Raw genomic sequence first — 11048 nt, forward strand, 5'->3', positions numbered from 1 at the left:
ACCGAGGAAAAATCCTTACCAGTTTAACCTTATCACCGGCCACCACCAGCGTCGGAACCTTGATGTGCGGCAGCAGATCCTCGGCCGTATGGCGCGTGGCACCTTGCAAAGCGGCGATATAGACCAAAGGCTTCATCGCCCCCACGTCTTCAAAATAAACGCGGAAATCATGCCGCCTCGTCAGCCAGGGATTCACTTCAAAGAGGACTGCATAGAGATAGGCGACTTCGGAATCGAGCAGGGGTTGCCATACTTTCTGGATATGCTTATCCCATTTTTCAAAGGCCATGCGAAGCCAGGGCAGGGCCTTGGCAAACATAGGATTGCCGTGCACATGGCGCAAGGCTTCTCCATAGGGCCCATTGATCAGGATCAAGCCGGCAACGTTATCACGCTTTTGTCGATAGCATTCCAGAGCGACCTGGACGCCCATGCTGTGGCCGACCAGGAGGACAGGACCCTCCAGCTTCAGATGGCCCAGCAGTTCATTGATATCCTGCGCAAAGCGTTCGACCGTCATGGTTGCCAGATTCCTGGGAATGGCGGAATCACCGTGGCCGCGGTACTGGCTGTGGATGATGCGGAAGTGCTGCGAGAAATACGGGATGAAGTATTTCCAAATATAGCCGGTGCATGCAACGCCATCACACAGAACCATGGTCATCGGACCCTGACCGACACTTTGATACCAAATTTCCGTCGCATCAGAGGTTTCAAAAAACCCTGTTTCCCTGGCTGGCATGCTGGCTCCTGTGGACCATGATTGCAGTATTTGATCGTCGATTATAGTGGCACGAAACGACTCAACACGGGAAGTCCTATGTTTGCATGGACAATTTCCAGCCGCCTCGCCAGAGCCTGATGCTTGGCAACTCCCGGTAAAAACCGTATAACAGAACCCTCACCATACATAGGAATAAACTTGGGGCTTTTTGACGTGAAATGAGCAAGCGATGGCGGGATTGTGTCTATTTAGGAGTCTTTGGTGTTTCATCTTGTGGCCAGGTCTTGCCGAAGGCGGTACCCCTGCGACAAAGATGGTTCAATTCGATATGGTTTATCGCAAGGATTCTGACCTGGGCGTCAAACTCATCAAGACCTTTACCGAGGTGTTTCATCAAGGCGGTTATGTTGTGAAAGTTGACCAGATGCCATTGGTTCGTGGCCTTCGGGAATTGAAGAATGGTCGTGTTGATGGAACCATCAGTCGGATCGGTGATATTGCGAGCCTTCACGGGATCAATGGCTATATCCGCCTTGATGTGCCTTTGCTTTACCATACCCTGTCGCTCTATTGCATCAAGGACAGCACAGCGATGCAGAACCTCAAGAACCCACGGGTGGCCTATCTGCAAAGCAGTCCTATTGCGACACGTTTGGCTAAAATGATAGCGGATAAAAGTGTTCAGGTGTCAGCGGTCCATAGCTACCGCAATATGCTGGTCATGATGCACCGCGATCGTATGGATTGCATGATGTCGAGTGACTTGCATATGGATACGGAACGTCTTGGACCCAAGGAACTGCAAGGCGTGTTTCGGCATGATCTTTTAACGTTGCCAGGATATTCCTGGATCGCAAAAAAGCATGAAGCGTGGAAGCCGTTCCTGGAAAAGGAACTGCGGCAGCTGGTGGCGGACAAGGAGTGGAAAAAAATTTATTTGGATGAAAAACCCCGCTGCGGCGACACCATCGAATATCTTTGTCCGGACGGACGCATCTTTGTCCGTCAGGTGAAAATCCAGGATGCGCTCCAATCGCCAAGCGAGGGCTAATCCATTAAAGGATGCTGGATGCCGCGCGAATGCCGGAAATAGTCCAACCGCTGTTGGTCCCGCCGGACGTGCCGCAGCCGCCCAAGGTATGCACACCGACCAGCTGTCCGCTGGTATTGAGGATACCGGATCCCGAGCTGCCGCCGAGCGTATCCAGGGCCGCATAATAAATGCGGGACCCACTGGAGCTGCCAGACAAGGTGCCGAAGGCAACCACTTTGGGGCGAGCTTCCGGATGCTGAATAATCGTCAGACTACTGGAGGACGATGCGCCGAGGGTGGTGGGGGTGACGCCGGGGTTCGAGTTCAGCTGGATCAAAGCATAGTCCGGCGAGTTGCTGGATTCGATGAATGTGCCTTTTACAGTCACCACAGGACCATCGGCACTGGCTTCATAATTGAATTCCACCGAAGCGGCCTGGCCTTTGGATCCACAGTGACCTGCGGTGAGAAAGAGATTCTTGTAGGACCCGACGTTGCCAATATAGGTGCCGGAGCAATTCCGGTTGAGACGACCGACAGCTTCTTCACGGGACTGTACAAAAGATACAGTGCCCCTGTAATTATTGACGGGTACGAAGTCTTCAGTTTTGCCGCAGATGGATTTAACTTCGCTGGTTTCTGTGGTGCCATCGCCGCAGCCATTCATAACTGTCCAGCCAGTCAAAATTAGAGCCAAACAAAATCTCTTTTCTTTTAGCATCTTATTTCTCCGTCAATGTCTTCTTGTTGTAGTGATAATTAACTATTACAAAGAATTGCTTAGCAACATTCACCAAAACTAAACGACACTGTGAAACTAGCTGATGATGGAAATTTCATACGGTAACGTCCGGAATTTCCAGGAAGCTCATGCGGTCAAAATGTCGTAATTTAGAATTTTTGAAGTCGAAGATTGGGGGATTGCTTTTACCCTGCTTTTGCAGGGCTGTGCGCCTTTGGAGACAGATTCTCAGGCGGCGGACCGCTTCACCTGTTTCCGCAGAGCTGCGTGCATCAGTTGAAAGCGTTTTCTTAATATCCCGTGCAAGAAGCCGAGCAGCCGGCAGGCGAAAAGTCCCTGCATCGCTTCCTTTTGGGTGATCTGGCATTGACCGGGATGAATTTCCTGAATCACAAACGAATGCTGAGCGGTGTAAAGCCAGGGCAAGGGGGCTTTATATTCCCAGCTCAATGTCGTTTTCTGGGCATCGGCCGTCAGGACTTTGCAACGGAGGGGCATCCGCGGACCCATGCCCATGAAAAAGACCACATTGATGTCCTGACCCACTTCAGGTTTGCCATCAATGCGGGTGATATAAGGATTCCATTCAGGAAACGTGGACCATTGCAGGAGGGTATTGAAAACCTGCCTTTTTGAAGCCTGAATCACAAGCGAATCCTGCACTTCCGCTTGGAACATGGACGGCATAACCATGACAATGATCTCCTTTGCTCATGATCCTATCATATATCAGGCCGCTGCCTTCACATAGGGGCGGCTTATGGATTCGGCAAACAAACTGTAACGATCCATGACTTCACGCAGAGCCGATTGGTAGCTCATGACCTCGGCCGCTGGGAGGCCGACATCAACGGATTCATCGATCCAGTGTTTCACATGATGTTTGTCGAGCTCGGCATGGCGGCCGATGATGGTCATCATGTCTTGCGGAATGCGGGCATGCTTTTCCACCGCTGCGAGGCATTCAGGTCCGGCAATCACAGTGAAGTATTCGGAAAACAGGATATAGACAAAGTAGGAAAAAGGATCACGGTGGATGAGCTTTTCGTTGCCTTGAATGAAGTCCTTCATTTCCTTGGTAATCCCAATGGCATCATCGGGCACCTTGAAATGAGCCTTCAAAGCCGCGACATCCGCATCACCCCAACGATGGTGCTCCACTTCTTCACCGCGCTTGTCTTTGAAATACTGGGCCAGCTGGGTGAGGCCGCGCTCTTTGGCGACGCGTTCGGCGATCACGAGATGCACAGGCGTGTAGGTCGTGAGAAAGCTGACATTGCGCAGAAACGAGGCAAACTCATTGACCTGAATGGCCCCGGTTACAATGCGTCGATAGAAAAGATTATGCTCTTTTAAATAGGCGAAGAAAGTATCTGTTTCCTGGGTAAAAATCTGGTAGAGGTTCATGGTTCAACCCTTGCCTTTGAATTTTTTGTTGGCCGCCGCATCCGTTTTATAGGTCGTCGAATAGAGCTGACCCAAACGCTCTTCATCGGCTTCATCGAGGTATTTGGTGATGTGCAGCAGCACGCCCCAACGCTCGCCATAGGTCATGGACGTCACGATATAACCCATTTTATTAAGCGCATGGATGTGATGACGGTTGGTGGGAGCCACATCCCCTTCAATCCTTGCTACGCCATGGGCTTTCAGGATGCGCGAAAGAACTTCGAAAAACTGCGGATAGAGACCTTTATTCTGGTAGGCGGGAGCCACTGCGATATTGCGAAAGTTATAGCTCGACCAGTCGAGCAGGGTGCCGATGGCCATTCCGATATTGGTCTCGCCTTCATAGAAGGCAAAAAAATCACCCAGCGCACTGAAATATTTTTCCTTGAAATGGTGCGGGTCGGCTTCGCCGAAGCGGGAGGTCCCGGGCACCAATTGATACACTTCCGGCAGAAGCGTTTTCATCAAAGGCTGGGCTTCGTGAAATGTTTTGTATTCAATGCGAACCCCATCGCCAAGGTCGACGGGAAACTCACGAGACCAATCAAGTCCCCAAACCTGTTGGCAGAGAGACTGGTGTTCAGGTTGCGGCAAGATGGGCTTGGTTTTGACAGAGCTACGCGGCATGTTGAGATCCTCCGGGATCTGTTTCGAAGCACGCAGGCCTAAGGTTGAGTAAAGAAAAATTTAATTCGAAGGGTTTGCCCCTGGCGGGACGTCCTGGATCCTGTGCTAAACTCCGGGAGGGGGATAAACCCTCCGTTCTTGCAAGGGAATCGGGCCGAGGCCCAGGAATTTTGCTGGACAGGTCCTGGGATTGATGGTCCGATCGCCGGTGTGCTTCATCGAGGAGGAAACACCATGGTATGTCGACTGGCAATGGATCTGGGCACGGCAAAAACCATAATTGCCGATGAAACCCATGGCATTATTTCAAAGCAACCGAGTCTGGTAGGTTTTGACCAACGCACGCGCCGGCCGTTGGCTGTCGGTACCGAGGCCGCACGTCTGCAGGGCCGCACACCGCATTCCATTGTCATCACAAGGCCACTCAGGGCGGGCCGCGTGCATGATTTTGATGCCGCTGCCCTGATGCTGGAAGCCTTTTTGGAACGCCTCTCCATTAAACCTAAAAATGTGCAGATGGTCGTGGGGACCCCCCTGGGGCTGACCTTTGCCGAGAAACTGGCTCTGCGCAATTTGATCAGAAACATTGGGGTGCGGAGCGTGCACCTGGTCGAGGAGCATATTGCGAGTGCGGCCCATGAAAGTATGAATCTTATGCAGGAATGCGCCGGGGTCATGATTGATGTCGGGGCAGGGCTGACCGAACTGGCTCTTCTGGGTTCGGGAACGATCCTCGCATCCCGAAGCCTCACCTGGTCAGGCGATCGCCTGGTCGAGGAAATTGAACACGTCCTTATACAAAATAATGCGTTACGTCCCTGCCGTAATATTGTGGAATCGGTGCAGTGGCGCCTTTTGCATCCGGATCAGGATCCCGGGGCATGGTCCTACCGAGGTTTTCACCTGCAGTTGAAAAAAGCCATGGACTTTGTCCTGGATCGGAATGATTTCCGCGGGCTTTTGCCGGCTTTTTGTGACGACGTGCATCAGGGGCTCCAGGAAATCCTGGAGGAGGCAGAGATCGGTGCGCACGACGCCCGGCTTGCGGATGGAGGCCTGACACTCACCGGATCGGCCATTCCCCTCGAGCTTTTGCGGCAGAGTCTGGAGACCCGCACGGGCCTTCCGGTACATATTTCTTCGGAGCCAAATGAAAGTGTGGTTCATGGACTCCGTAGCATGTTGCGTTATGCGGATTACTTTTAGCACATTCTTTATTTCTTTCGTTCCGTACGAATCCAGCTTGATGGCGCTCGTTTCAGCATAAGTCCTGCTTTCCAGACGACATAAAATGGGGCGATCACAAATAGCTTCAGATAGCTCTTGGGAATACCCATCAAGATAAATGGCATGAAGAGGTAGATGGCAAAGTTCAGCAGCTGTCCGATCGCCAGACCAAGGCAAATGCCTTGAAGACCTTCCATCCACTCGGTGGATTCACTTTGGTAGAAAAGGATCGCAGCCAGCAGAGTGAAGAGCAGGCGCAGGGCGAACCCGCCCAGGGGCGGCATATAAAGATCGCTCAGGTGGATGAATTTTCGAGCCAGCGGCCAACCGCTATGAAGAATTTCCCGGCCGAATGTTTTACGGAGCTGTTTGCGTCCATGTTCCCAGCGCAAACGCTGGGAGGCGACGGCGGCTGGATTATTATCAATCATCTCACCATAGACCTGAACTTCAGGAACGAAAAAGACCCGTTCCCCTTTCATGCGCAGGTGCCAGCTGAATTCCACATCTTCGGCCAGACCATAAGCCTGCCAGGGACAGCGCTGGAGACCCAGCCATGAAAAGGCCATGCCGTTGCCACGAAGGGCCGAACCCATGCCGAGTGTGTCCTGCCCCAGAAGCCAAAGGCCATTAAAGTGGGCGAATCCCAGGCGCATCATCTGCGTACGCCAGCTGTCATTGCTGTTGGATACGGTGTAATAGGCCTGCAGCCAATCCTGTCCGCTTTGCAAACGTCGATCAAAGGCTTTGAGCAATCCGGCATCGACCGTGGTATCCGCATCAATGACAACAATGGCGTCGGGATGCGTTTCACGCTTTTGCAGGGTGTCCAGGGCGTATTCGAGGGCGAAGCCTTTGCTTTTCTTCGTTTGATCGAAGCGCTCCAGCACCTCGGCGCCTTCAGTCCTTGCCACGTTTGCTGTCGTGTCCTGGCAATTGTCGGCAATGACCAGTATTTCGAAAAGCTGGCGCGGATAATCCAAAGCCCGCAGACTGAGGACGGTGGCGGCGATACTGGTTTCCTCGTTATGCGCGGGAACCAGGATGACAAACGATGTGGCTGGCTCACCCTGCGCTTCCTTGGCTTTATGCAGGCGGCGCACAGCGGTATCCCAGATGCGAAACATCAGCCAGCTAAAGGGCAATGTGAAGCAGAGACAGATGATCTGCACGACGAGCAAGGCGATAGACAGCATGGTCGATCCTTAGTAGGCAAGCTCCACAAGATGCATGCTTAAGGGCTGCATACTGATGGCAACCTCAGGTCCCGGTTGGAGCTTGCGATTTTCTCCTTTAATTTTGCCATCATTGCTTGGAGAAAAATAACTGAATTGTCGCAAATCCTTGATCGCCGGCCAGGGCTTCAGATCCAGCTTGATCGTTTGCTTTTGGTCCACATGTTTATTGAGCAGGACGATGGTGACCCGCCGGTCCCGGCTCTGCCTTGAGGCAAAAACTGAGACGTTGTCCTGGCTATTGGTGGAATTGTCGATCCATTCATCCCCGAAGGTGAGACCCTTGCCATCGTAGTTGCGGAAGAGGAGAAAGGCATAACGATGGGTGCCATCCTTTTTGGGAAAGTCCCAGTACTGCGCGGCATGCAGGCCTGTGCGCGCAAAAACGCCGAGGATTTCCGCCTGAGCCACCGCTCCAGCCACGTCGAATTCGGAACGGAAGTTATATTCCCCGATGGAAACCTTGATGTCGGGTCGCAGCCGCCTGGCCAATTCCTGGAGTCGGGGAATGAAATAGATTTTGTCATCAATCCAGCTCTGGTCGCGGTGCTGCCGATCCCAAAGGGACCGCGTGGAGGTCAGCAGAGCTTTGCGTCGGGCGGGGGTATCATCTTCGCCGGCGGGCCAGCGATCCATCTCGGGATAGTAGTGCACATCGAGCTGATCGAGGAGCGAGATTTTGAGTTCCTTTTCCTTTTTCTTCAGCTGATCCAAAAACCATTCCAGAAAGGGCTGATCCGCATGAGCCTTGCGATCCACCTGGCGTTTCCCGCTGCTGTGCGGTCCTTCGATATCCCAGGCGGAGTAATGCATTTCCATCCAGCCCCAGGCCGCAGGACCAACAATCACGGCGGCCGGATCGGCTTTCCGCACAGCCTGAGCAAAGCTGATATAACGCGCCAGGTAATTGTCATAACGCATGGGCTCCTGCACGACATCACGATGCGTGCTGTTCCAGAGCATAGGTTCATTATCCATGATGTAGTAATGCGGGTGAGGGCCGAATTGCGACTTCAGCTGCTGGACCCACGAGGCGACGAATTCCGGACTATTGGGCATGCTCGTGAGCTTGGGGTCACTTTTCAGTTTCTGTCCGTCCGGACCAATGCCGTTGCCCGCGTCCCCTTCAAAGCGTTCCTGCTCGGGAAAGAGCTTGCGGGGAAAGCTGAAGGAGTTGCCATCCTTGGCAATCCAAGGCAGTAAGGGGAGGGTTATGTAAGATGCGGCCTTATGCTTCTGATTTTCAGCCATAAAACGCGAGATCATGTTCGGCTTGTCGGCTTTATAATTATGAAAGAACCAGTCCTGCCCCGAGTTCCAGGCATCCAATTTATAATTGAACCGGCTGCTGGTATTGCCGCCCCAACGGTAATTGGTCGGCTGCATATCCCAGATTTTTTCCTGGTCCCGATCTTCAAACATATAGCTGCCGAAGCCATAGATTTCGGGGCTGATCCGGCGCGGAGTTTTGGGGATCGTGAAACGAACGATGTCCGCGGCCTGAGCCGCGTTTGTTATCAACACCAACAGCAGCCAGGCCCCAGGACCGTATCGCAGCATTTATCCCTCGCTCGAGTGATTCAGGAACGTTTGAGCATAATGCGAACCAAGGACCAGGCGCTGATGATGGCCCAGATTCCTTCCAACAGTATAAACCCGATTTGATTATTGACGACAGCGGTAATGGTCAGGGCCACTGAACCGAGAAGGTTCATAACCACGCAGGTTTTTTTGTAGGCACCGTCAGTTGCTAAAGACTGCAGCGCATAGGCTGAGAGCAGGAGAGCTGCACCCACAAGAGATAATAACTGATCCCAAGTCATAGCCATGGACGATCCTCATTTTTGAACCAGGTCGCGATGGTGGCAAAACCAAGGTCAATGGCGCGTTCAATGGTAAGCTTGACCTCTTCGCCATCGGCAAAAGGCTGATCATCGCCGATGACAGCGAGGATCGCACCGGATCGCACGGAGGGACGATCCTTTTCGGTTTGCAGCAGTTTTTGATTCCACACCTGGGTCAGGGTAAAAAGTTGCGCGCATTCCATTTCCGATGCGAGCACACCGGCTGCCTGCAGATGCTGCATGTAGCGGCTGTGTTCGGCCTGCATGGGCCCCTCACCGAATTCCCGCGCGTAAAGCGAATCCTTGGTATGGGTAATCCCGAGATGGACCCGACCCTCAAGCTTTTGTTCCCGCGCCGCGCGCCTGACCGCATCCAAGAATTCGAGCGAGGCCTGGACGGGAACGCTGGGATCCAGATAATGACGACTCGTTCCTTCATCGCGCACCGCGGCGGTCGGCACGACCAGGCTGCCGATGCGAAGACGTTGCGGCTGCAAAGATCCAGCGGTCCCCACGCGAATGATCCTGCGGGCGCCGAGATGCAAAAGTTCGGTTGCGATAATATCCATGCTTGGGCAACCCATGCCGGAGCTCATCACGCCGATTTCAATATCCTGCCAGGTGCCCATGTAAAAGTTGTGGCGCCGCGAATGGGACTGCACCTTCACGTTCTGCAGGCGTTGCGCAATAGCCTCGGCACGTCCATCGGATCCTGGAAGTAAAACATAGCGACCGAGGCGGCCATTGCCCTGAAGGTCCTGGGTGCTGAGGTTCATATGCATGGGCTGCAAGGGGGACGTTGATTGCATGAAGACTCCTTGTCTGACCCAACCATCGTAGAGGCAATCCTTTGCGCGGTGCAAGAAAAAGGCTAAGATGTTAGCTCAGCCCCACAGGAAAGGCCCAGACTGGTGAGTGAGAGACTCCGACTAGGATATGCCAATATCGATGTAGTGAGCCTGCAGGAGGCTCTGCAGCGAGCCGTCACGTTTGCCAAACAAAGTCCCTGCCGCTTTGTGGTCACGCCCAATAGCGATCATATTGTGCAGCTGGAGACACGGCTGGACTTGCGTCGGGTGTATAACACCGCGCATCTGGTCGTGGCTGATGGCATGCCGATTGTCTGGGCTTCGCGTCTGCTCGGCAAGCCCTTGCCCGAAAGAGTGACCGGCTCTGAACTGATGCCGCAGCTCTGTGCCGAGGCCGCCCGCCTGGGCTTGCGCGTCTATCTGTTAGGCGGCCCGCCCGGCGTGGCGGAGCTGGCCAAGGCCAAATTGGAAGAACGTTATCCGGGTCTGCAGGTTTGCGGCTGTGACTGTCCGCCTTTTGGTTTTGAGCATAAGCCGGATCAGGAAGCCAGGATCCTGCAAAAAATTCAGGCGGCTGCCCCGGATATCGTGTTCGTTGCACTCGGCGCCCCCAAACAGGAACTCTGGATGGCGCGCACGGCCCCTCAGCTTAAATCCGGCATTTTGTTGGGCATCGGTGCCGCTCTCGAATTCTGCGCCGGCACTGTAACCCGCGCCCCACTTTGGATGCAGCGGATTGGGGCAGAGTGGATTTATCGCATGTGCCAGGAGCCGCGGCGCCTGGTCGGGCGCTATCTTCGTGACACCCAGATTCTTTTGATTATTTTTCGGGAATGGCGGAAACGCTAAGATGGCAGGAGTAAACAGTTTTTTAAAAAAATATGCTGGACACTCCCGGGGCGAGCTTGTATATCTCTAGCTCTCGGCGCGTTGGCGGAATGGCTACGCAACGCATTGCAAATGCGTCCCATGCCGGTTCGAATCCGGTGCGCGCCTCCAAATTAAAAGCTCGAAAGGCGATCGTAAGATCGCCTTTTTGCTTTTCGCCGTCGTGAGAAGATGCTGAGCGATGGGCAAAACCCCAGAACGCGCCAGACAGCTATGACGACTCAGTTCGCAACCTCAGGTGCTATGTGATGCCTTATTTCCTGACTGAGAAGGGGGAAAGGGACTTCAATAACTGGCATATGGTATATCACCTTTATTTCCCCAATCTTCCAGGGCCCCGGAAAGAATGCCTAGGAATTAATCCAGGCCTTGTGCGGGTCTGCTTCACTGGATTGCGATAGCTTTAAAATTCATGCAGGAAGGCTGACCAGAGTTGAACCTTCTCCGCTTTTTGGCAAAAAGTTCATTTT

Annotated in this window: 12 protein-coding genes and 1 tRNA gene; 4 read left to right on the plus strand and 9 right to left on the minus strand. The window is 53.3% G+C overall.

The annotated features are described in order from the left end of the window. A partial coding sequence (locus VE954_RS08995) for an alpha/beta hydrolase (RefSeq protein WP_324951844.1) occupies nt 1–742 on the minus strand: 742 nt, incomplete at its 3' end. Between the two features lie 253 nt (nt 743–995). Here VE954_RS08995 and VE954_RS09000 point away from each other — a divergent pair. Beyond that, a complete protein-coding gene (locus tag VE954_RS09000; protein WP_324951846.1) occupies nt 996–1775 on the plus strand; it encodes a hypothetical protein in 780 nt (259 codons plus the stop codon). A 4-nt stretch (nt 1776–1779) separates the two neighbouring features. Here the strand turns inward: VE954_RS09000 and VE954_RS09005 are convergent, their stop codons facing one another. The 4 genes from VE954_RS09005 to VE954_RS09020 all read right to left on the minus strand — a co-directional run bounded on the left by VE954_RS09005 (nt 1780) and on the right by VE954_RS09020 (nt 4575). Then, nucleotides 1780–2454: a serine protease gene (locus tag VE954_RS09005; RefSeq protein ID WP_324951848.1), complete on the minus strand. Its 675-nt coding sequence runs from the start codon at nt 2452–2454 to the stop codon at nt 1780–1782. A 273-nt stretch (nt 2455–2727) separates the two neighbouring features. Further along, complete coding sequence (locus VE954_RS09010; protein WP_324951850.1) at nt 2728–3192, minus strand: SRPBCC domain-containing protein; 465 nt, start codon at nt 3190–3192, stop codon at nt 2728–2730. 36 nt (nt 3193–3228) lie between these two features. Beyond that, nucleotides 3229–3906, minus strand: coding sequence for a hypothetical protein (locus VE954_RS09015; protein ID WP_324951852.1), 678 nt, complete (start codon nt 3904–3906; stop codon nt 3229–3231). Nucleotides 3907–3909: 3 nt separating this feature from the next. Next, complete coding sequence (locus VE954_RS09020) at nt 3910–4575, minus strand: GNAT family N-acetyltransferase (RefSeq protein ID WP_324951854.1); 666 nt, start codon at nt 4573–4575, stop codon at nt 3910–3912. A 234-nt stretch (nt 4576–4809) separates the two neighbouring features. Here VE954_RS09020 and VE954_RS09025 point away from each other — a divergent pair, with 234 nt between their 5' ends. Continuing rightward, the gene (locus VE954_RS09025; RefSeq protein ID WP_324951856.1) at nt 4810–5781 is read left to right on the plus strand and encodes a rod shape-determining protein; all 972 of its coding nucleotides are present in this window, start codon (nt 4810–4812) and stop codon (nt 5779–5781) included. A gap of 8 nt (nt 5782–5789) precedes the next feature. On the opposite strand, the gene VE954_RS09030 is transcribed toward VE954_RS09025, so the two are convergent. The 4 genes from VE954_RS09030 to VE954_RS09045 are packed head-to-tail and all read right to left on the minus strand — an operon-like array spanning nt 5790 to nt 9690. Next, complete coding sequence (locus VE954_RS09030) at nt 5790–6998, minus strand: glycosyltransferase family 2 protein (protein ID WP_324951858.1); 1209 nt, start codon at nt 6996–6998, stop codon at nt 5790–5792. Between the two features lie 9 nt (nt 6999–7007). After that, nucleotides 7008–8597 carry a glycoside hydrolase family 44 protein gene (locus VE954_RS09035; protein ID WP_324951859.1) on the minus strand — a complete coding sequence of 530 codons (1590 nt, stop codon included), beginning with the start codon at nt 8595–8597 and terminating at the stop codon, nt 7008–7010. Between the two features lie 20 nt (nt 8598–8617). Continuing rightward, nucleotides 8618–8866: a CBU_0592 family membrane protein gene (locus VE954_RS09040; RefSeq protein WP_324951861.1), complete on the minus strand. Its 249-nt coding sequence runs from the start codon at nt 8864–8866 to the stop codon at nt 8618–8620. Then, on the minus strand, nt 8857–9690 hold the full coding sequence (locus tag VE954_RS09045; protein ID WP_324951862.1) for a nucleoside phosphorylase: 834 nt from the start codon (nt 9688–9690) through the stop codon (nt 8857–8859). Before VE954_RS09045 ends, VE954_RS09040 begins: the two co-directional genes overlap by 10 nt. 102 nt (nt 9691–9792) lie before the next feature. On the opposite strand from VE954_RS09045, the gene VE954_RS09050 reads away from it, so the two are divergent. Both VE954_RS09050 and VE954_RS09055 read left to right on the plus strand, forming a co-directional pair. After that, nucleotides 9793–10539, plus strand: a complete 747-nt coding sequence (locus VE954_RS09050) for a WecB/TagA/CpsF family glycosyltransferase (protein ID WP_324951864.1) — start codon at nt 9793–9795, stop codon at nt 10537–10539. A gap of 75 nt (nt 10540–10614) precedes the next feature. Further along, nucleotides 10615–10689 (plus strand) — tRNA-Cys (locus tag VE954_RS09055). Nucleotides 10690–11048 lie beyond the last annotated feature (359 nt).

Source organism: Oligoflexus sp., from assembly GCF_035638955.1.
GTDB lineage: Bacteria > Bdellovibrionota_B > Oligoflexia > Oligoflexales > Oligoflexaceae > Oligoflexus.

Excerpts from the sequence above, each read along its gene's own strand:
- VE954_RS09035 (WP_324951859.1), bottom strand. The coding sequence starts at position 8,597 with ATGCTGCGATACGGTCCTGGGGCCTGGCTGCTGTTGGTGTTGATAACA.
- VE954_RS09010 (WP_324951850.1), bottom strand. The coding sequence starts at position 3,192 with ATGGTTATGCCGTCCATGTTCCAAGCGGAAGTGCAGGATTCGCTTGTG.
- VE954_RS09015 (WP_324951852.1), bottom strand. The coding sequence starts at position 3,906 with ATGAACCTCTACCAGATTTTTACCCAGGAAACAGATACTTTCTTCGCC.
- VE954_RS09030 (WP_324951858.1), bottom strand. The coding sequence starts at position 6,998 with ATGCTGTCTATCGCCTTGCTCGTCGTGCAGATCATCTGTCTCTGCTTC.
- VE954_RS09020 (WP_324951854.1), bottom strand. The coding sequence starts at position 4,575 with ATGCCGCGTAGCTCTGTCAAAACCAAGCCCATCTTGCCGCAACCTGAA.
- VE954_RS09040 (WP_324951861.1), bottom strand. The coding sequence starts at position 8,866 with ATGGCTATGACTTGGGATCAGTTATTATCTCTTGTGGGTGCAGCTCTC.
- VE954_RS09025 (WP_324951856.1), top strand. The coding sequence starts at position 4,810 with ATGGTATGTCGACTGGCAATGGATCTGGGCACGGCAAAAACCATAATT.
- VE954_RS09045 (WP_324951862.1), bottom strand. The coding sequence starts at position 9,690 with ATGCAATCAACGTCCCCCTTGCAGCCCATGCATATGAACCTCAGCACC.